General features: G+C 29.8%; 30 protein-coding genes and 2 riboswitches. Of the genes, 1 reads left to right on the top strand and 29 read right to left on the bottom strand.

Going from position 1 to position 25820, the window contains the following annotated elements; genetic code table 11:
- Positions 1–63 precede the first annotated feature (63 nt).
- The 19 genes from deoD to FNZ64_RS11330 all read right to left on the bottom strand — a co-directional run bounded on the left by deoD (position 64) and on the right by FNZ64_RS11330 (position 18264).
- Positions 64–765 carry a purine-nucleoside phosphorylase gene (gene deoD, locus FNZ64_RS11245; protein ID WP_142414938.1) on the bottom strand — a complete coding sequence of 234 codons (702 nt, stop codon included), beginning with the start codon at positions 763–765 and terminating at the stop codon, positions 64–66.
- Positions 766–880: 115 nt separating this feature from the next.
- On the bottom strand, positions 881–2818 hold the full coding sequence (locus tag FNZ64_RS11250; protein ID WP_142414940.1) for a sensor histidine kinase: 1938 nt from the start codon (positions 2816–2818) through the stop codon (positions 881–883).
- 175 nt (positions 2819–2993) lie between these two features.
- Positions 2994–4172, bottom strand: coding sequence for a 30S ribosomal protein S1 (gene rpsA, locus FNZ64_RS11255; RefSeq protein WP_142414941.1), 1179 nt, complete (start codon positions 4170–4172; stop codon positions 2994–2996).
- 389 nt (positions 4173–4561) lie between these two features.
- Positions 4562–5197: a thiamine phosphate synthase gene (gene thiE / locus FNZ64_RS11260; RefSeq protein WP_142414943.1), complete on the bottom strand. Its 636-nt coding sequence runs from the start codon at positions 5195–5197 to the stop codon at positions 4562–4564.
- Positions 5198–5304: 107 nt separating this feature from the next.
- Positions 5305–6123 (bottom strand): hydroxyethylthiazole kinase, encoded by an 819-nt coding sequence (gene thiM, locus FNZ64_RS11265; RefSeq protein WP_423244951.1) that lies wholly within the window; start codon positions 6121–6123, stop codon positions 5305–5307.
- The gene (gene cytX, locus FNZ64_RS11270; RefSeq protein ID WP_142414947.1) at positions 6105–7322 is read right to left on the bottom strand and encodes a putative hydroxymethylpyrimidine transporter CytX; all 1218 of its coding nucleotides are present in this window, start codon (positions 7320–7322) and stop codon (positions 6105–6107) included. The genes thiM and cytX overlap by 19 nt, the downstream gene beginning before the upstream one ends.
- Before the next feature lie 30 nt (positions 7323–7352).
- Positions 7353–8159 carry a bifunctional hydroxymethylpyrimidine kinase/phosphomethylpyrimidine kinase gene (gene thiD / locus FNZ64_RS11275; RefSeq protein WP_142414949.1) on the bottom strand — a complete coding sequence of 269 codons (807 nt, stop codon included), beginning with the start codon at positions 8157–8159 and terminating at the stop codon, positions 7353–7355.
- A 188-nt stretch (positions 8160–8347) separates the two neighbouring features.
- A riboswitch (TPP riboswitch) is annotated at positions 8348–8461 on the bottom strand.
- A gap of 120 nt (positions 8462–8581) precedes the next feature.
- A complete protein-coding gene (locus FNZ64_RS11280; protein WP_142414951.1) occupies positions 8582–9067 on the bottom strand; it encodes a hypothetical protein in 486 nt (161 codons plus the stop codon).
- A gap of 177 nt (positions 9068–9244) precedes the next feature.
- Positions 9245–9685, bottom strand: coding sequence for a type II 3-dehydroquinate dehydratase (aroQ, locus tag FNZ64_RS11285; RefSeq protein ID WP_207705524.1), 441 nt, complete (start codon positions 9683–9685; stop codon positions 9245–9247).
- Positions 9686–9699: 14 nt separating this feature from the next.
- The gene (locus tag FNZ64_RS11290; RefSeq protein ID WP_142414955.1) at positions 9700–10206 is read right to left on the bottom strand and encodes a shikimate kinase; all 507 of its coding nucleotides are present in this window, start codon (positions 10204–10206) and stop codon (positions 9700–9702) included.
- Entirely contained in the window at positions 10206–11021 is an 816-nt protein-coding gene (gene aroE, locus FNZ64_RS11295) for a shikimate dehydrogenase (RefSeq protein WP_142414957.1), read from the bottom strand. Before aroE ends, FNZ64_RS11290 begins: the two co-directional genes overlap by 1 nt.
- Before the next feature lie 11 nt (positions 11022–11032).
- The gene (locus FNZ64_RS11300; protein WP_142414959.1) at positions 11033–11308 is read right to left on the bottom strand and encodes a chorismate mutase; all 276 of its coding nucleotides are present in this window, start codon (positions 11306–11308) and stop codon (positions 11033–11035) included.
- The gene (gene aroC, locus FNZ64_RS11305; RefSeq protein WP_142414961.1) at positions 11296–12396 is read right to left on the bottom strand and encodes a chorismate synthase; all 1101 of its coding nucleotides are present in this window, start codon (positions 12394–12396) and stop codon (positions 11296–11298) included. Before aroC ends, FNZ64_RS11300 begins: the two co-directional genes overlap by 13 nt.
- Positions 12397–12536: 140 nt before the next feature.
- Complete coding sequence (gene aroA, locus FNZ64_RS11310) at positions 12537–13778, bottom strand: 3-phosphoshikimate 1-carboxyvinyltransferase (protein WP_142414963.1); 1242 nt, start codon at positions 13776–13778, stop codon at positions 12537–12539.
- Between the two features lie 27 nt (positions 13779–13805).
- The gene (gene aroB / locus FNZ64_RS11315) at positions 13806–14885 is read right to left on the bottom strand and encodes a 3-dehydroquinate synthase (RefSeq protein ID WP_142414965.1); all 1080 of its coding nucleotides are present in this window, start codon (positions 14883–14885) and stop codon (positions 13806–13808) included.
- A gap of 4 nt (positions 14886–14889) precedes the next feature.
- A complete protein-coding gene (locus FNZ64_RS11320; protein WP_142414967.1) occupies positions 14890–15747 on the bottom strand; it encodes a prephenate dehydrogenase in 858 nt (285 codons plus the stop codon).
- 12 nt (positions 15748–15759) lie between these two features.
- Complete coding sequence (gene aroF / locus FNZ64_RS11325) at positions 15760–16566, bottom strand: 3-deoxy-7-phosphoheptulonate synthase (protein ID WP_142414969.1); 807 nt, start codon at positions 16564–16566, stop codon at positions 15760–15762.
- Between the two features lie 113 nt (positions 16567–16679).
- Positions 16680–16856, bottom strand: a complete 177-nt coding sequence (locus FNZ64_RS14725) for a hypothetical protein (RefSeq protein ID WP_185903755.1) — start codon at positions 16854–16856, stop codon at positions 16680–16682.
- 151 nt (positions 16857–17007) lie between these two features.
- Complete coding sequence (locus tag FNZ64_RS11330; protein WP_142414971.1) at positions 17008–18264, bottom strand: hypothetical protein; 1257 nt, start codon at positions 18262–18264, stop codon at positions 17008–17010.
- A 227-nt stretch (positions 18265–18491) separates the two neighbouring features.
- Between FNZ64_RS11330 and FNZ64_RS11335 the strand changes: the two genes are divergently transcribed.
- Positions 18492–19436 (top strand): phosphoglycerate dehydrogenase, encoded by a 945-nt coding sequence (locus FNZ64_RS11335; RefSeq protein ID WP_142414973.1) that lies wholly within the window; start codon positions 18492–18494, stop codon positions 19434–19436.
- A gap of 434 nt (positions 19437–19870) precedes the next feature.
- On the opposite strand, the gene FNZ64_RS11340 is transcribed toward FNZ64_RS11335, so the two are convergent.
- The 10 genes from FNZ64_RS11340 to thiS all read right to left on the bottom strand — a co-directional run bounded on the left by FNZ64_RS11340 (position 19871) and on the right by thiS (position 25443).
- Positions 19871–20113, bottom strand: a complete 243-nt coding sequence (locus tag FNZ64_RS11340) for a hypothetical protein (protein WP_142414975.1) — start codon at positions 20111–20113, stop codon at positions 19871–19873.
- A gap of 2 nt (positions 20114–20115) precedes the next feature.
- A complete protein-coding gene (locus FNZ64_RS11345; RefSeq protein WP_142414978.1) occupies positions 20116–20595 on the bottom strand; it encodes a DUF3990 domain-containing protein in 480 nt (159 codons plus the stop codon).
- Positions 20592–20810 (bottom strand): DUF3791 domain-containing protein, encoded by a 219-nt coding sequence (locus tag FNZ64_RS11350; RefSeq protein ID WP_142414980.1) that lies wholly within the window; start codon positions 20808–20810, stop codon positions 20592–20594. The genes FNZ64_RS11345 and FNZ64_RS11350 overlap by 4 nt, the downstream gene beginning before the upstream one ends.
- Before the next feature lie 253 nt (positions 20811–21063).
- Positions 21064–21219 (bottom strand): hypothetical protein, encoded by a 156-nt coding sequence (locus tag FNZ64_RS11355; protein WP_142414982.1) that lies wholly within the window; start codon positions 21217–21219, stop codon positions 21064–21066.
- Positions 21220–21340: 121 nt separating this feature from the next.
- Positions 21341–21670 carry a HEPN domain-containing protein gene (locus FNZ64_RS11360; RefSeq protein WP_142414984.1) on the bottom strand — a complete coding sequence of 110 codons (330 nt, stop codon included), beginning with the start codon at positions 21668–21670 and terminating at the stop codon, positions 21341–21343.
- 46 nt (positions 21671–21716) lie between these two features.
- Positions 21717–22292 (bottom strand): thiamine phosphate synthase, encoded by a 576-nt coding sequence (locus FNZ64_RS11365; protein WP_243129259.1) that lies wholly within the window; start codon positions 22290–22292, stop codon positions 21717–21719.
- On the bottom strand, positions 22289–23392 hold the full coding sequence (thiH, locus tag FNZ64_RS11370; protein WP_142414986.1) for a 2-iminoacetate synthase ThiH: 1104 nt from the start codon (positions 23390–23392) through the stop codon (positions 22289–22291). The genes FNZ64_RS11365 and thiH overlap by 4 nt, the downstream gene beginning before the upstream one ends.
- A 52-nt stretch (positions 23393–23444) precedes the next feature.
- Entirely contained in the window at positions 23445–24215 is a 771-nt protein-coding gene (locus FNZ64_RS11375) for a thiazole synthase (protein ID WP_142414988.1), read from the bottom strand.
- Position 24216: 1 nt separating this feature from the next.
- Positions 24217–25023, bottom strand: coding sequence for a sulfur carrier protein ThiS adenylyltransferase ThiF (gene thiF, locus FNZ64_RS11380; protein ID WP_142415215.1), 807 nt, complete (start codon positions 25021–25023; stop codon positions 24217–24219).
- A gap of 207 nt (positions 25024–25230) precedes the next feature.
- Positions 25231–25443 (bottom strand): sulfur carrier protein ThiS, encoded by a 213-nt coding sequence (thiS, locus tag FNZ64_RS11385; RefSeq protein WP_243129260.1) that lies wholly within the window; start codon positions 25441–25443, stop codon positions 25231–25233.
- A 176-nt stretch (positions 25444–25619) separates the two neighbouring features.
- Positions 25620–25731: riboswitch (TPP riboswitch) on the bottom strand.
- Positions 25732–25820: the final 89 nt, after the last annotated feature.

Genomic DNA, 25820 nt, shown 5'->3' on the forward strand with positions numbered 1-25820 from the left:
TACAAAAATTTGTCAGCAATTTTTTAAAACTTTAAATATTATTTGTATATAGATACTCTAATTTTATTCTGCTAAACCTAAAGCAACTTCAATCATTTGTGTAAATGTCTTTTGACGTTCTTCAGAAGTTGTTTCTTCACCTGTCAACACATTATCACTAACTGTTAATAATGCTAGAGCATTTACTCCATATTTAGCTGCTAGAGTATAAAGTCCTGCAGTTTCCATTTCTAATGCAAGAACTCCAAACTTAGCCCAAAGTTTCCATGATTCTGGATCATCATGATAGAAAGTATCTGATGTTAATACATTACCAACATGAGTGCTTATTCCTAATTCTTGTGCTCCATCATAAGCTTTCTTTAAAAGTTCAAAACTTGCAGTTGGAGCATAATCTCTTCCACTAAATCTTATTTTATTTATGCTTGAATCTGTAGATGCACTCATAGCAATTATTACGTCTCTAACGTGAACATCTGGTTGAATTGTTCCACAAGTTCCTATTCTAACTAGGTTTTTAACACCATAACTATTTATTAATTCATCTGCATAAATTGAAATAGATGGTATGCCCATACCTGTTCCTTGAACAGAAACTTTCTTTCCTTTATAAGTTCCTGTAAAACCATACATTCCTCTAACTTCTGTATAACAAACTGGATTTTCAAGAAAAGTCTCTGCTATAAATTTAGCTCTTAAAGGATCTCCTGGTAATAATACTGTACTTGCTATTTCTCCTGGTTTTGCTGAAATATGTATGCTCATATTTTAACCCTCCATTCATATTTTGTAATTAATATTATAGCATAAATAAAGTTTTTGTAAAAAAAAATTGATACTAATCGACAAAATCTCCCTCTAAATTAAAGAACTTCACTTATTAATTATATATATCTGAAAATTCAATTCTCACTTTTATTTCTTTAGATTCTTTAAATATTCTTTGCTCCCTAATATTTCCTTCTAAGCTCTTAATAGGCAAGGTTACTATAACTTCTGTCCCTTCACCTAAATTACTATTTAATTTAATTTCTCCACCATGCATTTCAATTAGTGATCTTACAATAGAAAGCCCTATACCGCTTCCCTCATGATTTCTTATATAAAGTTCATCTGCCTGTCTAAACCTTTCAAAAATTAATTCTTGCTTTTCCTTTGCAATTCCCTTTCCAGTATCCTTAACCACTATCTCAACTTTATCCAACTTATTTAAAACTTCTACCTTTATAGTGTCTCCCTTTTCTGTGGATTTTATAGCATTTGAAATTAAATTTAAAACAATTCTCTCTATTTTATCTTGGTCTACAGCTGTAATAATATCTTCCTTATTTGTATCAAATATAATATTACGGTCTATTTTGTCCATATATTTAGCTGCAACTAAAGTTATATCCTCAACAATCTCTACTATATTATTATTGTTTAACTCAATTTCCATACTTCCCGAATCAATTCTTGTCACATCTATTAGATTATCAACAAGCCTTATTAGTCTATAAGTATTTTGTTCAATTATATCCACATAGGATTCGATCTTAGTTACATCTAAACTTATCCTAGATTCATCCTTTCCTATATCCCCCAATTCATTTCCACTTATACTTCTCACTGATTCCTCATATATTTTATTTCCTGTAGTCTCATTAATTTTTTCAAAATATAAATTTAACATTTGAACAGTAGAAAAAATTAAATTTAAAGGTGTCTTTAATTCATGGGAAATATTAGAAAAAAATTCAACCTTTAACTTATCATACTCTATAGCTTCATCTAAAAGTCTTTTATTCTCATTTATAAGAGTATTTAAGCTTTTAGCAAGATCCCCCAATTCATCTTCTCTATTCACATGGCATTGAACGGATAGATCTCCCTCTGTAGCAATCTTAATAGATTCCTTTATCTCCTCTATAGGAGTAGTAACTGATTTTATTAATAGGTATAAAGCGCCTAAAATTGAGGTAATAATTAAAAAACCAGTTGAAAACATGAAATTTCTAAGAGCCTCTATATCCTTAGCAATTTCCTTATAATTTGCAGTCATACCAACAGACCATGGTGCTTTTTTTATAGGTCTATATGCTATTATTTTATTTTCACCTTTATAAATGTATTCTCCAACCCCTGCAATGCCACTGACCATATTGTTGCAAATATTGGAAAGTCCCTTATTCTCTTCAGTTATCATATTATTTTTTAATATAAGTTTCTTATTTGGATATGCCATAAGTTGTCCTGTAGAGTCCAACATAAAAGCATAGCCCTCTTTACCTATCTTTTCTAAATTTATTAGATCTGTAAGACGGGATAAGCTTATATTTACAGAAATTACACCCTTTATTTTTTCTCCCTGTTTAATGGGAGAAGCTATAACTATGCAAGCTTCTCCTGTACTCTTAGAGATTATTGGATCTGATATTACAGTTTTTCCTTTAAGTACCTCAACAAAATATTTTCTATCCTTTATATTTCCTTTTCCCCATCTATGTGAAACATAATCACCATTTAAATTGCTTATAATAACTGACTGAAAATTGTCAGTATACTCCTTGTTTTCTTTTATAATACTAAAAAATTCTCCATGCTTGAAATTCTTAACAGAATCATATTGAGAAAAAAATTCTACAGTAGAAATCCACTTTTCTAATTTATTGTCTATGCTTGTTACTAGCTTTTCCACCTTATCTTCTGTTCTTTTTTCTATATAATTACTTAATAATTTTTTAGCTTGATAATAAGAAGTGAAGCATAATATAAACAGCCCAAAAGTAGCCACCATAAAAACTGGTATCATAAATCGTCTTTTTAAATCTTTTTTCATATATTCCCCCCCGCCCCCTTTAAACCCTAAGAATTACCTTGTATTGTTATCCTAAGATACCTATCATAAGCGCCTTACATATTACCTATAAAATTCCACATAATCCCCTAAAATCCCTTTAAATTTATTAAATATTTGAAAAAAAGGTGAGAGTTTCCTCCCACCTTCTATATTCCTACTTTAAATTTAAGCTTTTAAACTTATCACCTAATAAATCCCCAAGAGTGTTTGAAGACTCCTCATTATCCACATACTTTGAAAAATCCTCTACAACCCTTTCCTTAGCTTCTTTTATACTTAAAGATATTCTCTTATTTTCCTTATCAATATTTAAAATCTTCACCTTAACCTTATCTAAAGGTTTAAGTATGTTAGAAGGATTTCCTATGTTTTCATCAGATATTTCACTTACATGAACAAGTCCTTCTAAGCCCTCTGAAATCTCTACAAAAGCCCCAAACTCTAAAACCCTTGTAACAGTTCCTTCTAAAACATTTCCTTCTTTAAACTCACCTGAAATATTATCCCAAGGGTTTTCTCCTAAGGCCTTTAAACTTAGGGATATTCTCTTCTTTTCCCTATCTACCTCTAGCACATAAACCTCTACAGCCTGCCCAATAGTAACTACCTCATTGGCATTTTTAACTTTTCTAAATGAAAGCTCTGATATGTGAATTAGTCCTTCTTCTTCACCTAAGTCCACAAAAGCTCCAAAATTCATTATCTTACTTACAGTACCACGTCTAATTTCTCCTTGTTTAATCTCATTCCAGAACTTCTCTTTTTTATTTTTTATCTCTTCTTGTTCAATAACCTTTCTTGATAAGATTATCTTAGAATCTCTTTTATCAACCTCTATAACCTTTGCCTCTAATTCTCTTCCAGTATAAACAGTAAAATCTTCAACAAAATGAGCAGATACCATGGACATAGGCATAAAAGCTTTTAAGCCTTTAACCTCTCCTCTAAGCCCACCTTTAACTGCCTCTTTAACCTTAAATTCTACTGTTTCATTATTTTTCTTAGCTTCATATAAAGCATCCCATAATTTTACCTCGTCAGCTCTTTTCTTAGAAAGAAGTACATTACCCTCTCCGTCATCTCTTTTCACTATGTAAACGTAGATTTCTTCTTCCTCTTTAACTATATTAGAAGGCTCCACCTCTTCTTCAAAAGAAAGTTCTGATAAAGGAATTACCCCATCTTTCATATATCCTATATTAACTAAAACTTCTTTTTCCAATATGGATATTACCTTTCCTTTTACTACATCGCCAACTCTTATATTTTTCATAGAACTATCAATGGCCTCCATAGCCTCTTCCATGGTTAATTCTTCATTATTAAAATCCATATTATACACCAATCCTTCCATTTAAAAATATAGTAATAAAAACTTACCACTTTTGAAAGCATAATATATTTGTACAAAACAATTTTACATTTGTAAAAAAGACATCATAACTCACTCAAATTTATAGTATATATTATAACTATTCCTCATAATATTATATACTATTTTGGATATATTTGAAAATAGAAAAAACCATATTATCTCACTTATATAGTCTGAGAATGATATGGTAGTTTTTAATAGTGTATTTACTTATTATTTAATTCATCTAATATATAAAATCAATTGTCCTTATATTTTCTATAAATAAGAAAACTCACAATTATAAGTTTTAAATTTATAATCATGAGTTTTTTTAAAGTATTATAATTCTAGTCTTTTTGTTTTTCCTATAATCTATTTTTCAAACTCTCCGTAGCTTTCTTTATGTTTTCCTTACCTAAAATACAAGAAACTACAGCAACTCCTTGAACTCCTGTTTCCATAACACTTCTAGCATTACTATGATCTATACCACCGATGCCTACTATAGGTATTCTTACCTTTTCCTTTATTTCACTTAACAATTTTAACCCCATTTCCTGTTTTGCATCTTTCTTAGTAGATGTTTTGAATATTGCTCCAACTCCTAAGTAATCAGCTCCTTCACTTTCTGCCTTTAGTGCTTGTTCTAAGTTTTGAGCTGAAACTCCTATAAGTTTTTCTTCACCTAAAATTTTTCTTGCAACTAAAAGAGGTATATCTTCTTGTCCAATATGAACTCCTTCTGCATCTATGGCTAAAGCTATGTCTAGTCTATCATTTATTATTAAAGGAATTTCATATTTTGAGGTTATTTCTTTTATTTCTAAAGCTACATTATAAAATTCAAGACTTGATAAGTTTTTTTCTCTCAATTGAATCAATGTGGCTCCCCCTAATATAGCTTGTTCTACAGCTTCTTTTAAGCTTCTATTTCCTAAGACTTCTCTATCTGTAACTAAGTACACTCTATAATCTACTTTATCCTTACAAAACTTCTTCAATTCTTCCCCCTCTTTCTAGAATAAATTATAACTATTTATAGCTATTCATAAATCTTCTGTCTATAATCTTATAAAAATATGTTTACTCATAGTTATTACTTTAAAAATTATATTGAAAATACTTTTGCATATTTTATAAAATCCTCTTCTTTTAAATTATATATATTGTCAAAGATTCTAACTCTAAAAGTTCCTATGCCCTCTTCTTTATTTAAACTTTCAAAGGATCTTTCTCCTGCGATTCCCATGGAAGCAATTCCTGCAATAGCGCCTATAAATCCATCTTTATTTATAGCTGTATAGGAGCCGACTAAAGAAGAAGTCATACATCCTGTCCCCGTTACCCTAGATAAAGCAGGATGTCCATTTTTTATTAAAACCGTTCTTTTACCATCTGATATACAATCTATTGCTCCAGTTATAGCAACTACTGAATTTAATTTTAAAGCTAAATTTTTAGCTATATGTTCTAAACCCTCTAAATCTTCATTAGAGTCTACTCCCTTAATTTCACTTTTTAATCCTGATAAGATTTTAATCTCTGCCATATTTCCCCTAACTACAGTAAAATGCACCTTGTCCAAAAGTTCCCTTGCAACTTCTGTTCTGTACTCCGTTGCACCTACTCCAACTGGATCTAATATAACCGGAATATTTAGTTCATTTGCTTTTTTCCCTGCACTTATCATAGATTGAACAGTTCTAGAATTTAAGGTTCCAATATTTATAACTAATGCAGATGCTATGGAAACCATATGATTAACCTCATTTATATCATCAGCCATAACAGGCGATGCCCCTATAGCCAAAGTTATATTAGCACAATCATTTACAGTTACATAATTTGTTATATGGTGAATTAAAGGTTTTTCTTCTCTAAGTTTTAAAAGAGTTTCACTACATTCTTTTAAGATTTCCTTATTAATTTCCATTTTACAGTCCACCTCCAAGTAATAGTATAAACTATTGAAATAATTATCATAACCGGTACTGTAGTTCCTAATATTAAATCATATTTTATTAATATGTAATAGAGCATTACTCCTAGTGCCCAAACTATAGTAGCACCCCAATTTATTAAAACATTTTCTTCTATTTCTCTATTCTTTTTAATTATAAAATAATCTGTATATAGTACTGCAAACAATGGTGCAAACACAGAACCGATGGCATATAAAAAGTTTTCATATTGTTCTATTGGGAACACTAAAGCTATAATTGTACCTATGATTCCCATAAATACTGCTGCCTTCTTTTCATTAAGTTTTGGTAGAATATTTAAAGTAGTTATTCCAGCTGAATATGCATCTAAAAAAGTTGTAGTAACTGTAGATAATGCTAAGATTCCTAAAGCTAAAAAGCCTAAATTTGCTGCTATCATTATAGCCCCAATATCTGTATTTCCTGATACTATAGCTGAACCTAAGCCTATAATGTACATCCAAGAACTTCCTACAAAATATCCAATCCAACTTCCTAAAATAGAACTCTTCTTACTCTTTCCCTGCCTTGTATAATCTGCTATTAAGGGAAGCCATGAAAGTGGCATTATAACATTTAATTCCATAGCCCCTCCAAAGCTTATAGTACCTTGTACCTCTTTAGAGAATAAGGAAGATTCTTTAAATATAACAAAACTTAAAACTAAGGTAAGTCCAAATAAAAGTGAAGCTGCAATTACATTTAATTTTTCTAAGCCCACAGTTCCAAGATAAATCCAAAGACAAATTAATATACCTATTAATATACTCCAAAAACTAATACTATCAAAATTCCAAAGGGTCTTACTTACTATATTCAATGAACGTCCCCCTGATATTATCATAACAGCAGTCCAACCTATTAATTGAAGTATATTTAATATGGAAAACATATGAGAACCATAAAGTCCAAAGGATATTCGTGTAGATTCCATAGCTGGTACCTTTTTCTCATAACCTATAATTCCACCTAAAACCAAAATAGTAGTTCCTACAATATGTCCTAAAAGTATAATAAGTAATCCTTTTTTAAATCCAAGAGGTGCTAAAAGTCCCCCAGTCATTATTTCTGCTATAGATATAGCAGCTCCAAACCAAAGGGCTAAAAAACTATAAAACCCTAATCCTTTATCCTCTTTTGTCATTTCTAAAACCACCTTTAGTTATTTTTATATTTATTTTTCTATAATTCCTGCATCCTTATATAATTTATAAAAATGGTGAGTAGGTCCAACCCCATGTCCTATGGAAAAAGAATGTTCTATAGCCATAGTTATATAAGCTTTAGCCCTCTCCACAGCCTCTTTTACCTCATATCCTAGAGCTAAATTAGAAGCTATAGCAGAAGATAAGGTGCATCCTGTTCCATGAGTGTTCTTAGTTTCTATTCTCTCTCCCTTTAAAAAATAAATCTCCTTGCCATCATACAAAACATCTGTAGCATCATCTGCTAAGTGTCCTCCCTTAACTAAAACATTAGAAGGTCCCATATTATATATTTCCTTTGCGGCACTTACCATTTCCTCTAGGCTTTTAATTTCTCTTCCCAAAATAACCTCTGCCTCTGGTAAATTTGGTGTAACAATAGTTGCTATAGGAATTAATTTTTTTATTAAGGCTTCTTTTGATTCTGGTTTTAATAAATCATATCCGCTTTTAGAAATCATTACAGGATCCACCACAATATTTTTAGCCTTATATTTTAGAAGCCCCTCTGATATAGCTTCTATAGTTTCGATTTTAGATACCATACCTATTTTAACTGCTTCTACCTTAATATCTTCATATATGCAACTAATTTGTTTTTCTATAATTTCTCTATCTATATCTTGTACTGCAAAAACCCCCATGGTATTTTGGGCTGTAATAGCTGTAATAACCGACATTCCATAAACTCCATGGGCTGAGAAAGTTTTTAAATCTGCTTGTATACCAGCACCTCCACAACTATCTGAACCTGCTATAGTTAATACATTTTTCATAATAAGTCCCCACTTTCTATTTTAATTGTTAAATTTAAATAATATATAAGTTAAAACACTTAAATCTATAGTATTAAATAAAAAAGATTATAAAAAAAATACAAACCCAGTTTCGGATTTGCATTATAGTAAATAGGCTTCCTATGCTTTAAAAAGAAACTTAGAATTTCCTTTTAAAAAATAGTCCTTAAAATTACAATTATGTTTCCTACGCTGGCATTACCCAGATCAGGTTAAAAGGGTCAAAGACTTCATAGGGTCTTTATCTCAGCCAGCCTAACCTAGCCCCCCTGTTTTTATTGCTTAAATTATGTTTATAAAATTATTCAAAGATTTTTTACAACTCAATTCTAACACAGTATAAATAATAACTCAATTATTATTCATTCTAGATATTCCCTTTAAAATCCTTCACTATATACCTACACTATTTTTTCCTGCTTATTCTGTCCATATAGGATTTTTTTCTCCTCTTCCTCTAAATAAGTACATAAATCCTTAAAATCTTGTAGCCAATGAATTTTAGATAATTCCCTTAAATCTATAATAATTCCTGTACTCCTATGTTTGATATATTCCATATCGTAAAGTTCTGTTTCTACAAAGCCTTCTCTACATTTGTAAATGCATGGTATAAATTTATCCCAATTGTTTTCAAAATACTTAGTCTTTGCAAAACATAATCTATATATATGAAAAACCATTCCAAGAGCTGAACTTTTTATGGCAAACTTATGGCTAAAGTATTCTTGAGTAGGATATTTCTCCTGAATTCTTTCCCAATAAATCCTATGGTTTGGATGTAAATTATACTTATCTAAAATCTTACACTTTTCTTCTCCTAATTCTTCTCTCATAAGCTTTTCTCTAAATTTAGGATCTAAATTTTTTAATCTATCCTTATCCAAAAAAACTCCCCCTTAAGTTTATTCTTATATTACTATATTAAACTTAAGAAGGCCTATGTTTCTAATATAGATTATAGATAGAACTAATAGATTCTATTTGCATTTGAAATAACTTAATTCCATTGAATTTTTAGTTTATAGAAATGAATAGATATCACATCTGAATACTCTAAATTATTACCCACTTATTAAAGCTTCTAAAGCTAATTTATATCCTAAAAATCCAAAGCCTGATATCTGTCCTATACAAGCTGCTGCTGTAACAGATTTATGTCTAAATTCTTCTCTTTTATGAATATTACTTAAATGAACTTCCACAGTATCTATAGAAACAGACTTTAAAGCATCATAAATAGCAATGCTATAATGAGTGTAAGCCCCAGGATTTATAACTATTCCATCATATTTCTTATAGGCATCTTGTATAAAATTTATAATTTCTCCCTCTATGTTACTTTGTTTTATTGTAAGATTTAAATTTAATTTTTCTCCCTGTTCTCTTATGTAATTACAAAGATCTTCATAGGTTTTAGCTCCATAAACTGCCTTTTCTCTTATGCCTAGAAAATTTAAGTTAGGTCCATTTATAACTAATATGTCACTAAGTTTTTTCTCCATAATCATAGCCCCTTTTAAATTATATTTTCTTTTTCTAATAAGTTTAAAATTTCATTTAAAGCCTCTTCTAAGGAACCTTCATTTAAAATTCTATAATCTGCATACTTTTTATATAAATCATATCTCTCTTTATATAAATTATATAAATTATCTTTTTTATATTTAAGTAAAGGTCTATTTTCAGTATCTATATCCTCTAAAATCTTCTCTAAAGGCCTATCAATAAAAATTAATTTTCCATTATGTTTTAAGTTTTTTATATTTTCTTCCCTTTTTATTACTCCTCCACCTGTGGATATTATAATAGAATTGTATTCACTAACTTCCTCCACAGATTTTGCTTCTAAATCCCTAAAATAATCCTCTCCCTTTTGAAAAATTTCAGGAATTTTTTTATTTTCTTTTGTTTCTATGTAAACATCTAAATCTATAAAATCTAACCCTAGTTTTTTAGATAAAAAGAAGCCTAAGGTGCTTTTTCCACACCCTGGCATACCTATTAAAACAATATTTTTATGCATTATAAATCACCTGAATTAATTATTTCATGAATTTTATCTACTATATCATAAGAAATCTTCATATTATTCCAAATCTCCTGCGCCTTTACAGCTTGAGCAACTAACATATACATTCCATTTACACTTTTTAATCCTTCTTCTCTAGCCTCTTTTAAAAACCTTGTCTCCAAAGGATTATATATAATATCTACAGCTGCTTTAAACTTTTTAAAGTGTTTTCTATCTATTGGAGTAAAATCACATTTTGGATACATCCCAACCGGAGTACAATTTACAATTAAAGCACCCTCTTTTATGGAATCTAATTCTTCATAGTTTATAACTTTATATTGTGGATACTTTTCTTTTCCCTGCTCCTTATTTCTAGTTACAAAAGTGATTTCCTTAGCTCCATTATCTGCTAGGAATTGAACTACAGCTCTCGATGCTCCACCTGTTCCTAAAATAAGTACATTTTCATTTTTAAAATCTATATCATAATGCTCTAAGGTCATTCCAAATCCATAATAATCTGTATTATATCCTATAGCTTTTCCATCTTGAATTTTAACTACATTTACAGCACCTATTTTCTCAGCCTCTTCACTTAGGCCATCTAGAGATTTTATAATATCCACTTTATAAGGTATGGTTACAGTTATCCCCTTATAATCTAAGGCTTTAAGCCCAGGAATTACATCACATAAAAGCTCTTTTTTAACCTGAAATACTCCAAAATGCCCTTCTACATTTATATTTTCTAAAATCATTGAATGAATCTTAGGCGAATAAGTATGCCCTAGTTTTTCCCCTATAATGCCATATAAATTTTCCACAAAACCATCTCCTATTTATTCTTACTATTATGATACTGCAGTTTTTTGCTGATTTCCATAATATCTGTGAAAAACTCTTCTAAATAAATTTCAAATTGTGGATTATTTAATCTGCTTTTAGCCTTATTTATAACTTCAGTTTCTCTATTACTATCAAAAATAGGTAAGGATTTTTCCTTTTTATATTCACTAACTTTAAGTGCTAGTTCTAGTCTTTTTTCAAAAAGTTTAACTAATTCCTCATCTATTAAATCAATTTCTCTTCTTATGTTATTTATATTTTCCATAGTTCCCCTTCCCTCTCTAATATAAAATCCAAAAGTGTAAGTGCAGTAACACTTTCAATTACTGGCACTGCCCTTTTTACAATACAAGGATCATGCCTTCCTGTTATATTTAATTCTACCCCCTTCATATTTTCTATATCCACTGTATTTTGTGATACTCCAATAGAAGGAGTTGGTTTTACAGCTACCCTAAAAACTAGTGGCATGCCATTTGTAATTCCACCTAATATTCCACCATTATTATTTTTAGTAGTTATAACTTTTCCATGCTCTAGATCATAAGGGTCATTAGCTTCAGATCCTTTTAATTTACTAATATTAAATCCTTCCCCAAATTCAACTCCCTTTATACTAGGCACAGAAAATAACATATGCGAAAGCCTACTCTCTACAGAATCAAAGAAAGGAGCTCCAAGACCTACAGGAAGATTTATTACTGCAGCTTCTATAATACCACCAACAGAATCTCCCTGTTCCCTTGCCTTTAATATCTCTTCTTTCATAAGTTCACCCTTATTTTCATCCATAACAGGGAATTCCTTATTTCTTAAATTTAAAAATAATTCCTCGCTTAATTCTTGAAAATCAAAATTTTCTTCTTCTATATTATATATGCTTTTTATATGACTTCCTATATATATACCTTTGCTCTCTAAAAGTTTTATCGCAATGGCCCCTGCAAACACTAGAGGAGCAGTTATTCTTCCTGAGAAATGTCCTCCCCCTCTATAGTCATTAAAACCTAAATACTTTTCCCTAGCTGGATAATCAGCATGGCTAGGTCTCATTTTAGACTTTAATTCTCCATAGTCCTTTGATTTAGTATCCTTATTAAAAATCACAGCACATAAGGGTGCTCCCGTAGTTTTTCCTTCAAAAACTCCACTTAAAATATTAAATATATCCTTTTCATTTCTAGATGTTGAAAGCTTACTGCCCCCAGGTGCTCTTCTTTTCATTTGAAATTTTATAAAGTCTAAATCCAACTCCACACCTGGTGGAAGTCCATCTATAACTATGCCAAGTCCCTCTCCATGAGATTCTCCAAAAATGCTTAGTTTTAATTTATTACCAATTACCGCACTCATAAGTCCCCTCCTAAACTTTAATTATTCATACAACTTTCCCTCATACTTTTCAGCTTCTTAATTAAATGAATAAAGAAAATACAGCTATAATTATGAATTTCCAACTTTCAACCCTTACTTATTATCTATTACTTATTCACTTATTCACTGATTAATCCGCCTAAACTTTTATAATGCTCCCAAAAATGTGGATAAGATTTATTTACTGACTCGCTCTCTTCTAATATTAAAGGTTTTTTACACTTAGTTGCAGCTATGGCAAGAGACATGGCTATTCTATGGTCATTCCAAGAATGAACTGTGGCTCCACCTTCTAGTTCTTCTTTTCCATAGATTATAAGCCCATCACCCTTTTCTTCTATATTAGCACCTAATTTTTTAAGCTCCTTGCATATGGCTTTTAATCTATCAGATTCTTTTATTCTAAGCCTTCCTGCATTTATAATAGAAGTCTTTCCTAATTTTAATGAAGCTAATACCGCCATAATAGGTACTAAATCAGGAATCTCTGAGGCATCTATTATAGTTTCTCTTCTAGGGTCCTTTGTTATAACTTTTATAATTCCAGCAATTTCCTTATCCCCTTGAAGAGAGTTATAATCAAGTCCTTGAACCTGAATTTCATTTCCTAAAGCCTCTGCCACTAGGAAGAAAGCCCCTTGAGAAAAATCCCCCTCTACTTTATAGTTAAAAGCTTTATATTCTTGAGACCCCTTAATATAAAACTCTTTATACTCTCTATTTTCTATATTAACTCCAAATTTTTTCATTATATTAATGGTAAGATCTACATATGCCTTTGACTCCATATGATTTTTAATTTTTATTTTTGAATCACTCTCTAGAATTGGAAGAGCAAATAATAGTCCTGAAATAAACTGAGAACTTACATCTCCATTAACCAAAAACTCTCCAGATTCTAATCCCTGTTTTAATATAAGAGGAAGTTTTCCCTTATTATTTTCATAATAAATTCCCTTTTCTTGAAACATATTATAATAAGTATTTAAAGGTCTCTCCACTAATTTTCCACTACCTAAAAACTCACTCTTAGAAGATTTAACTAAAGCTAATGGAATTAAAAATCTTAGAGTAGAGCCTGATTCTCTGCAATTTATAACAGCCTTTTCTACTATTTCTCTCTCCTTTCTTATATATAAATCATTCATTCCATAGTTTCCCTCTTCTATTCTAATGCTAGTACCTAAAACCCTCATTCCCTCTATGGTAGCTTTTATATCCTCTGACAAAAGTACATTGGAAATCCTACTCTCTTCCTCACATAAACTAGCACAAATTATAGCTCTATGACTTAAACTTTTAGAAGGAGGTATATTTACTTCTCCTTTTAACTTTCTAGGTTCTATATTTAACGTAGCCATAAGCCCACCCTTTCAGTATATAAGACTTTATTTTTTATTATTTTTAATAAAAACTTCTGCCAAATTCTCTAATTCCATCTTTTCTATAAAAGCTTCTCCTATTTCCTTAAGAAGGATTAGATTTATACCTTTATGAAGATTTTTTTTATCTAAGGCTATAATATCTAAAACCTCCTCCATATTCATAGAAGGAATATTATAATCTATTTCATATTTTTTTAGAATATCTAATATTTTATCTGAAGTTCCTCTTTTTGTATAACCTAAACTTTCACTGACCTTAGTAATATAATGCATTCCGATGCTTACAGCCTCTCCATGAGTATATTTTTCATAATTAAAATACTTTTCTATAGCATGACCTAGGGTGTGGCCAAAGTTCAATATCATTCTAAGCCCTAAATCCTTTTCATCTTCTTCAACTATTTCCTTTTTTATATAACAACAAGTATATATTATATATTCCATATTATCCTTTAATTCTTCTATGGAATTATAGTTTAAAATATTATAGAATAATTCACTATGCTTAATACAGCCATATTTAATAACTTCTCCAAGTCCATCTTTAAATACTTTATCATCTAAGGTATTTAAAACCTCAGGGTCTATGATTACCTTTTTAGGATGATAAAAACTTCCCACAAGATTTTTTCCTTCACTTAAATTTATCCCCACTTTTCCCCCAATACTACTGTCAACTTGAGAAAGTAGGGTAGTTGGAATCTGAATATAAGGAACCCCTCTTAAATAAGTAGAAGCAACAAAGCCTGTTAAATCTCCAACAACTCCACCACCTAAGGAAATAATCAAATTAGAACGGCATATCTTGGCTTTCAAAAATTCTTTATAAACTTCTGTAGCAGTGCCTAGGGATTTACTCTCCTCCCCTGGTTTAACCTTAAGTAAAAAAACCTTATACCCAGATTTCTCTAAGTCTTCTTTTAGACTCTCACCATAAAATTTATACACATTATAATCTGTAACTACAAAAATCTTCTCTTCCTCGTAAATCTCACTAATCAAGGAAGGTATTTTTCTAAAAATCCCTTTTTCTATATGAATCCTATAAGTGTTTTCCTTTAAATTTACTTCTATTTCTCTCATCTATTTATATTTTCTCCTTATTTATATTCTCTAAAAAGCAACTTAAAGCTTCTCTATCCTTATTTTTAAGCATATGTTCTATATACTTAATATTCTTTTGAAATTCACCTAACTCCTCTAAAACATTAGAACTATTCTCCATGATAATATCTGTCCAAAGTTCTGGACTTGAAAAAGCTACCCTAGTAGCATCTTTAAAACTTCCACCAAAACAAAAGTTTTCTTTCTTAACCTTTCTATTACTAACCAAAATAAAAGCTAGTATATGCGGTAAGTGACTTGCAAAAGCAACCATTTTATCATGCTCATCAGGAGACATACTTAAAACCTTTTTAAACCCAGTAAGTGTAGATAATTCACTTAACTTCTCTATGGATTCTTCCTTATTAAATCTTGTAGGAGTTAGAATATAAGTGGCATTTTTAAATATATTTTCACTGGAAAATTTAAATCCACACTTTTCTCCTCCTGCCATAGGGTGTCCCCCTAAAAACTCTAAATCCCTTCTAATAATTTGAAGAAATTTTTGAGACTTATAAACCACTTTTCCTTTTACACTGGTGCAATCCGTTATAATTGCCCCCTTTTTAAAATTATACACATTTTCATATATAAATTTCAAAACTTCCTTTGGATATATAGAAAGTATTACTAAATCAGATTCCATAAGAGGTTCTTTTGCATATTTAAACCCCTTATCAATTATACCCTCTTCCTCAGCTTTTTTTAAAGATTCTTCATTTAAATCTATCGCCCAAAGATTTTTAGGATTTAATTTTTTTATTCCCCTTGCTAAAGAACCACCAATAAGTCCAAGTCCCACAATAGTTATATTAAAATTTTCTAGCCAATGATTTTCCATGATACTCTCACCCTAAATAAACTTTTTTTCAATTTTTATAATTTCCTTTAAATCCCTCATTAAGCTTGAAAACTTCTTAGGTTTTAAGGATTGATTCCCATCACATAGAGCATTTTCAGGGTCATTATGCACTTCTATAATAAGCCCATCGGCACCTACAGCCACAGCAGCCTTAGATAGTGGCTCTACCATCCACCATAAACCCGCCCCATGACTTGGATCCACTATAACTGGAAGGTGAGTTAAGCTTTTCAAGGCTACTACAGCACTTAAATCTAAAGTATTTCTTGTGAAATTCTCAAAAGTTCTAATTCCCCTTTCACATAAAATAACATTTTCATTTCCTCCAGCTAAAATATATTCAGAAGCCATTAAAAGTTCTTCTATGGTAGCAGAAGATCCTCTCTTTAAAAGTATTGGTTTTCTTGTTTTTCCTAAAGCCTTTAAGAGCTCAAAATTTTGCATGTTTCTTGCCCCGACTTGAATTACGTCAACCTTCTCTTCGAAAATATCTATATAATCCGTGGACATAATTTCTGTCACTATGGGGAGCCCTGTTTCTTTCTTAGCTTCTAATAAAAGTTCTAATCCATCACAACCAAGTCCTTGAAAACTATAAGGTGAAGTCCTTGGTTTAAAAGCTCCTCCTCTTAAAAATCCTGCCCCACTTTCCTTTACTTCCTTTGCAATAGCTACAATCTGTTCCCTACTCTCCACAGAACATGGTCCTGCTATAACCCCAAAATTAGAACCACCTATTTTGCTTTCCCCCACTAGAACCTCTGTGCCTTGACACTTTTCACATTTTTCATACCTCATAATAATAATCCCCTTTCATATTTTAAGTAAAAAAAAATAGAGACCCCTTTTTAAGAGATCTCTTTCTATACAAAGTTTGTATTTAAAAATCATATTTTATGCCTACTGAAAACTTACATACTAAAACATACTGGCATAGTTTTTATGAATTTTATAAGAGGCCTATGAAAAATCTCATTAAAAAGGCTAGAACATATTTTCTTGTAAGACAAAAAACCATTACTAAGATAGTAATAGCACCAATATAGATACTTAACTTGTCCTACAAATGCCTTTTTAATATTTTCCATGATCTTTCCTCCTTCACATAAATTTTAACATGTTTAGTATTAATATAAAAACCAACTAATTAATTCTTTTTAAATTATTATAATTATATTATAGAGGTAAGTTGAAAGTCAATATAATTTTTTAAATTTTTCAAACTTTTCGAATTTATAATTAAAACAAATATTCTATTGCTTCTTTAAATCTTTCATTACCTAGCTTTCTTTTAACCTTCTTTAACTTCTTATTTAAATTTTTATTTAATTTTTCTATATACTTTAAGGTGTATGGCAAATATTTTTCAAAGTCTATAATAAACTCATTGCTATACAGTTTCTTATTTTTAGCTATGGCAAAATAAATAAAGTTCATAGATTTTTTAATTATAAATCTCTCTAAAACTTCATTTTTATCCTTATTTACCTTTTCTAAATCTTTTAAACCCTCTAAGGTAAAATTTAATAAATTACACGCAAGATTATCTAAGTCCCACCTATAGGCGATTTTTGTAGCTAATGTATTATGATTATTTTTTATATCTTCTCTAATATCTTGAATATCATCTGCTATTTGAAGGGATACCCCAAAAGAAAATAAAAAATATATTTCTTCTATGCTTAATTCTCCAGAAACAAGATAACCATCAGCTAAAACCGATGCTCCTCCCTTTTCAATAGAAACCTCTAAAAGTTCTTTTTCATATAAGGAACTTTTATTACCATGCTGACTTAGGCTCTTCTCCTGAGCCTCTTGAATTAAAATAAGACTTTTATACACCTCTTTATACTCTTCCCTATTAAACTGATTTTCTATTTTAGAAATAAGCTGAACTACCTTTTCAGAAGTATAATCTAAGGGTTCTACCTCTTCCCCCTTTAATTTTTTCTTAATTAAATTATTAAAATTCTTTTTATCCTTAGGTGATAACTCCTTATTATCTAGATAATTATCCGTATATGGATATAACAAACTATAACTTAATATTGATTGGGTTAAGCCAATCTCTTTTTTAAACATAATTTGAAGCAATACCATGGCCCAAACATTTCTCATACCTTGCCATATTTCTAAATAAGAAAGTTTATTATCAAATTCCCTGGATTCTCTTGAAAAGTCCTCCATTACAGAAAAAAAATGAGCTATATAAGGTTCTAATTCACTTTTTTCATAGGCAGAATATTCCCTTAAGGCAAACTCTTTAACAGCGCCTTTAACCCTAGTCTTCCAAGCCCTCTTATGGATTTCCTCCTTTGGAAATCGCCCAATTAAATCCATTATTTTATCTATACCTCTATCTGTATCTTCCTCAGCTTTTTTCTTTTCAATATAAGTAATTTCAACACCTAGCTCTGGAAAATCACTGCTAGTATTCATCCATTTTTCATAAAAATGTTTATTTAAGTCCTTTATATCTATACCCTGTCCTAGCATATCAATTTCCTCCATGATTATTTGTGTAAAAACAATACCCTAACTATACAACAACTATGAAACATTTATATATTTATATTATACAATAACATATAAGAGTTTTTATAATTTTATCTTTTGACTCTGAAATCTAATACTTCCTATAAATCCAAAAACTTTATTTGTATAAATTTATCCTTTAAAAAACCTAAGAAAAATGAGACAATTAAATAAATGGAGGTGTTAAAATGAAAAAATTATTAATAACCTTTGGCTTTTTAAAAGAAAGAGAAGAAGAGCTTAAAAATTTAGGCTATGAGGTCTTTGTTGAAAGAGAAAACTCTTTAGAATTTAAAGATTATATGAAGGATATAGAAGTAGTAATCGGATATGACACCTTTAGCAAGGTTGATGTGGATAAATTCCCAAGCTTAAAATGGATACAGCTTAGCAGTGTAGGTTTTGAACATCTTCCAAAACATAAAATAAAAAATAAAAATATCCTAGTTACCAATAATAAAAATAGTTACTCTATACCCATTGGTGAATGGATTATATGTAGTCTTTTAGAACTTACCAAAAGAAGACCTTCTGCCTATAAAAATAAACTAGATAAAAAATGGCACTTAGATTTTAAAGTTGAAGAACTCTACGGAAAAACCATAGGATTTATAGGAACTGGAGATATAGCAATAGAAACAGCTAAAAGGCTTCAACCCTTTGGAGTTAAAATTCTTGGAGTTAACACAACTGGAAGAGAGGTTAATTACTTCGATAAATGCTATGCCTTAGAAAATATAGATGAGGTCATAAGTGAAAGTCATGCTGTAATTTTAACCATCCCTCATACAGAAAAAACTCATAAATTAATGAACAAAGAAAGACTAGAAAAACTACGTAAAGACGCAATCTTTATAAATGTATCTAGGGGAAATATTGTAGATGAAAATTCCTTAATCAATATTCTTAAAGAAAACAAAATTAAAGGGGCAGCCCTAGATGTATTTGAGGAAGAACCCCTTCCTTTGAATAATCCACTTTGGGAATTAGAAAATGTAATTTTAACTTGCCACAACTCTTGGATAAGCGAAAACATAAGCGAAAGACGCTGGATATTATTTATAGAAAACTTAAGAAGGTATAAAGAAGGCGAAGAATTATTAAATATAGTTGATATAAATAAAGGATATTAGTTCTTATTTTCTAAAGTACAACGAAGAGTTTCTATTACAAGGCATAAGTAGCTTCTAAATTTTATTAGGAGTAAAAAACTCCACTTAAACAAAAGTATCTGTTTATTAATTCTATTAAAAAACCATGAATAAAGGAAGATTCTATTTATTCATGGTTTTTATTCAAGACTGCTATTCATATACTCTCTCTACATTTATTCTTTGTTTTTACTTACAAATTATATTTATCCTTGATTTTATTATTTAATTTATATTTATTAAACTTCTCTTAAATTTAACTTTTAATCTCCTACTCCAAAATCTGTATTTTCAAATAGTACTTCTATATTATCCCTGGTTTAAGAAAATTATATTCCTCTAAACAAATTGATAAGCTCGAAATCCCTTTTAAATCCTGTAGAATTTTCAGTCCAAACGTGCTTTTTTAAGTAGATTTAATGCACAAAATCTTTTGGATAACTTTTATGTTTCATAATTCCATACTCTAGCATTAGCTCCTGTGCTAAATATTTAAAACCCCTACAATGTAAATCTCCTACTCCTTCACTAATTAATTCATAAGTTTGGGATTTATAAAAATAATCCATACTTTCATCTAACCCCTTGCCGGTTTCCTTTGAAAATTCAAGTATTATATCTTTATACAACGATTGTAATAATGTTTTATTTGCTTTCATTCTTACACTTCCTTACTTTTTTCATACTTTAAATATCTATCTATAATTTCTTGGTTAATAATACAAATTTGATGATTAGGTTTACAATATTGTAATCTTCTTAACGCCTCTTCTTTACCAATTAATTGGTCTTTATACAGTTCTATTGTGTTATATACTCTATCATCAGCTATACCGCCTATAATCATATCATATTTAAAATATATATCGCTTCCACTTCTGCAATCTAATATAAAATCTAACCATTCAATACTATACGTTGAAAATTCTTTAACTCTATAATTCATTTTAATTTTCTCTATTGGTAGTGTGTATATATTTAAATATCCAGTTTTACCTCTTATCTTAAACTTACTTGTCCAATTAATTGCTTGCTCTTCTATTCCTGTTACATAAAATCCTTTTCCGAAATCTAAAGCATCTCTTGAAAAAGATACATGAGGATTATTAACTATACAATAAGAACCATGATATACTATCATTTTAATACCCCTCTCTCTTTAAGTACCTCTATCAAATCTTTTACTATATAATCTTTACTTTGAGAATGTAGTGGTTCATAACAAGGAATAATATAACTTTTCAAAATATCTGTATCAATATTGATTAATTTATAGATATCTTTTGCACTTACTCCCAATTCCACAGCTAAACTTTCAATGCAAAATATAGTAAATTCTAATACCTTTTCATCCATTAAAACACCTCCCACAGTACTCATACTAATATTATATCTTATTATTTATATCATCCATAGTAATAAAAGTTTTATCCCTTTTATTTTCATAATAAGATTTCTTAGAAAACTTCATTGATATGACTGTTACGTAATCATCTATGAACAAATTTTTAGAATTTCATTATTTCTGTAATATAAATATTTAAAGAGGAACAACTGGTCCCTCTTTAAATATTTTATAAATTAAACAATTATTTAGTTGTAGCTTAATTTAAAAACCCTTTTTCTTTATTTCTATTCCACTTTCATTTATTCCTGGCTTTTCTATAGTTGTATCTAGTTTATTTTTCGCCCATTGATTTTGAGTTTTGCTTCCATTTGCTAAATAATTCTCTTTTGTCCATTCTCTTTTATCTTTTTTCTTCATAATTACACCTCCATTAATGAAAATCTCATTAATAGTATTTGTAATTTTCCTATAAATAAACTCAGCAAACTTCAAAATCACTTTTAAAGTTTGCTGAGTTTTTAATACTATATACCAAAATTTATAACTGGGAACTAATACTCATCTCTATGAATTTTATTATTTCTTCTACAAACTTTAACCCTTCTTCAACATCTACAGCTTCTGCAATTAATGGATCTTCAGCTGGATATCTTGTTTCAATATAATATGCATTTAAAAATGCACAATCCTTTATGAACTTCCTAAAACCCTCATTATAAGTTGATGCTTTTTTGCACAATTTTATTAAACTATGTCCTTCTTGCAAAATTCCAGTTTTATATATCAAATACCCTTTTAGGTATTTTTCAACTGACTGTTGAAGATGAAATAATACTAATCCATAATCTCCTTCATACTCATAAAGGATTTTAGCTCCATATTATATCCCAATTCATATAATATTTGAACGTTTATTAATCTATTTTCCTAACTAGGTCATAAACATTATCACATTGGAAAAATCCTGACATTAATGCTACTCCATCCGCTCCTGCTTTTCTTACATCCCTAGCATTATGTTCTGTAATTCCACCTAAAGCAATTATGGGACAACTTACTTTTTCTCTTAGTTCCTTTATAAAGTTAAGACCTTTAGGTTCTAATCCGTCTTTGCATTTAGTAGGAAAGATATGGGATGCTAATATATAACTACATCCCAAATGATCTGCCCTAATTCCTTCTTCTATGGTATGAACTGATACGCCTATATTTTTTATGGATTTATCTTTTAGATTTATAAAATCCTTGAAGGAAAGATGGAGAGTTTTTTCTTGTACTTCTTTAAATACCTCTGTTTTAGAGTTTATTATTATATTAGTAGCAGGGTTTACTATTTCTTTTACTTTGTAATATAATTTTTTAAAGTCTTCATTTTGCATATCTTTTTCTCTTAAGATTATGCTGTGAACTCCAGCTAGTGAAGCTTCTTTTAAGACCTTAAAATATTTTTCTTCACTAGCTAAGTTTCTATTAGTTATTAAATAAATCAAAATCTTTCCCAATCCTTAAATATTGGTTGGAACCCTGCTTCTATTATCATGTTTCTTACTTCTTCAACTGTTCCTTCATCATTTATAGTAAACTGTGAGGTTCCTTTTGAATTTAAAGCATGTCCACCTACTTCTGTAGATACTCCTGCACTCATTTTTGTTATTCCTAATGGAATTAAATTTCTTCTCATTTCATGATCTTCTCTAGTTGATATATTTATTCCACTTTGCTCTGCAAATATTTTATAGGCAAGCATAATTTGAACTGTTCTCTTATCATCTACTGTATTTAATTCTCTTAATCCTCCAGCACAAGGTCTTATTCTTGGAACGGAGTAAGTTACATCTACATGAGGATATTTTTTTCTTAAATATTCTCCATGAAGTGCTGTGAAAAAAGCATCTTTTCTAAAATCTGAAAGTCCTAAAAGTGCACCAATGCTTAAACTTCTCATGCCAGCTCGCGCCCCTCTTTCTGGTGCATCTAGTCTAAATTTATAATTCTTTTTAGGTCCTGCCAAATGAACTCTATCATAAACTTCTTCATCATAAGCTTCTTGATATACGGTAAGTCCATCTGCACCTGCTTCCACTGCTTTTTTATAATCCTCTTCACTTAAAGGTTGTACTTCTAAGGTAATTGAAGGAAAATACTCCCTCATTATTTTTATTGCCTCTACTATATAGTCAGTAGGTGAATGCACTGGACTTTCACCTGTTAATAAAATAATGTGCTTAAAACCTTCCTTTGAAACTGCCTCTGATTCCATTTTAATTTCTTCCATAGTAAGCTTTTTTCTACATATGGAATTTTCATGATTATACCCACAATAAGCACACTTATTTATACAATAATTTGCTATATAAATTGGAGTATAAAGTAGTACAGTTCTTCCAAAATGTTTTAAAGACAACTCTCTAGCTTTTACTGCCATTTCTTCTAAAGCCTCTTCTGCCTTAGGTGATAATAAATTTAATAAATCCTCATAGCTTGGAGTTCTTTCATTAATACTTCTTAATACATCATCTAACTCTACATTTCCCCAGTATCTATTAAAATCAAAATCTTTAAATTCCTTTATAGTATTATAAAAACTCATTTTTATCCCCTCGATTTTTTCTATGTTAATCCCATATATAAATTAGAAATAGTTATTTCCCTAAAAATCCTGTTAATGGTGATGAAGCATTTCCTTTATTTGATACTCCTCCAAACTTAGATAAATAGGCAAGCCTTCCCCCTTCTACAGCTAGACTAAAAGCTTTAGCCATATTAACAGGATCTTTTGAAGATGCTATAGCTGTGTTAACTAAACAGGCAGCCGCCCCCATCTCCATGGCTTCCATAGCTTGTGATGGTTTTCCTATTCCTGCATCAACTATAATTGGAATATCTAGTTCATCTATCATAATTTGAATAAGTTCCTTAGTCATCAACCCCTTATTACTTCCTATTGGTGCTCCAAGAGGCATAACTGCAGCAGCTCCAGCTTCCATTAATCTTCTTCCTGCATATAAATCTGGACACATATATGGGAATACTTGAAAACCTTCCTTTGCTAAAATCTCAGTAGCCTTTATAGTTTCCTCATTATCCGGAAGTAAATATTTAGAATCCGATATAACCTCTATTTTAATCCAATTTCCACATCCCATGGCCTTAGCTATTCTTGCTATTCTTACAGCTTCCTCTGCATTAGTTGCACCTGAAGTGTTTGGAAGTAAAATTACATCCTTAGGAATATTAGATAAAATATCCTCTTCTTTATTGTCTAAATCTATTCTTCTTATTGCTAAAGTTATAACCTGTGAACTACTTTTATCTAAAACATCTTTTATAAGTTTATTTGAAGGATATTTTCCTGTACCTACAAATAATCTACTATTTAATTCTCTTCCACCGATTTTTAAAGTATCTCCCATTTTAAATCTCCCCTTCTCCTAAAATTATTCTTAATGCCATATTTGCCATATGATTTGCACATATAGAAACCCTTGGTGCCATAAGCCCTGATCCTTCCCTAGCCTCATTTATTCCATCACCACAAATATAAAATTTATTTGTTATTTTCTTAGTAGTTATATCATTAGAAGAATAAAATCCAGCCATACCAGATGAAGCTATTACTATTTTATCTTTCATATTAGTTAAAACTTCATTACATAGTTCTGCCTTATACTTTGCATTATCAAAAGCTTCAATAATTATATCTACATCCTTAAATATTTCTTTTATATTCTCCTTTTCTATTTTTTCTACTAAGTCTCCTACATCAATAAAAGGATTAATATTAAAAATATGCTTTTTTAAAGCCTTAACTTTATATTCACCAATATCTTCAATAAAATATTGTTGCCTATTTAAATTTGAAGGCTCCACCACATCAAAATCCACAATTTTAATATATCCTACCCCAAGTCTTGCAAGCGATATGGCTATATTAGAACCAATTCCTCCAACTCCTGCAATGCCAATTCTAGCCTTGTTCACCTTTTCAAATACTCCTGGTGTATGCCTTGCCATGATTATTCCTTGCAATTCTTCTTTACTTGGAACTTCCCCCTTTTTTATAAATACAATCCTATCTCCTTTTTTTAACTCCTTGTCCTCTTCTAAAGGAAACCCATTTAAAATAACCAAATCACTATTAGGCTTAATTTTTTCTTTAAGTTTAAAACAAGTTTCCCCACTTTCAACTTCTGTATGCTTTTCATTAACCTTAATTACAATTTTCCCCTCCAACTATAACTCCCCTTCTGTATAGGCACCTGTTATCATCTAAGCTGAATATGTAAATTCATCTAAGCTCATTGCGTGTCACTCTCATGTAAACATATACTTTTATCTAATTTCTAAATCAGATATGTAGTCTATGCCTAGTTAACATATAATTTATATCCAATAAAACAAATTTATAAACTTAATATAATGAAATTTTTAGCCTCCACCTACAAAGGATACAACTTCTATGGTGTCATCATCTTTTAAATTCACTTTTGAATAATCTTCTTTTGATACTATTTTCTTATTAAGCTCTACCACAACCCTAGATTCATTTACGTTTAACTTTTTTAATAAATCACTAATATTATTAATACCTTCTATTGAAAAATCTCTTCCATTAACCTTCATATTTTCACCTTCTTTCAAAAATAAAAACACCTAGCGGGTTAATGCTAGGTGTTAATTTACATTCTTTGAAATTCAACTTTTAATTAATTAGTATTTTATAAAAATACTTACTAATTTAATATAAAATCAAAGCAATAAATATTAATAAAAAAAGCTTGCAAAAAGCAAGCTAATTAATTCATAAAATATTATAATTATTTATTAATTTGCTTCCCTCCGATGGTATTAACCATATCAGGTTCTTAGAGTTAGGACTTTATACGATAACTATCCCTCTCAGCCAAAATGGCACCCCTAGCTATTTATTCAATTTATTAAATTAATTACATTATATCACTATATATTTACATATTCAATGTTTTGATAAAACTAATACACTTACTTATATAAAAAGT

This window comes from Hathewaya massiliensis (genome assembly GCF_902143515.1).
Classification (GTDB): Bacteria; Bacillota; Clostridia; order Clostridiales; family Clostridiaceae; genus Hathewaya; species Hathewaya massiliensis.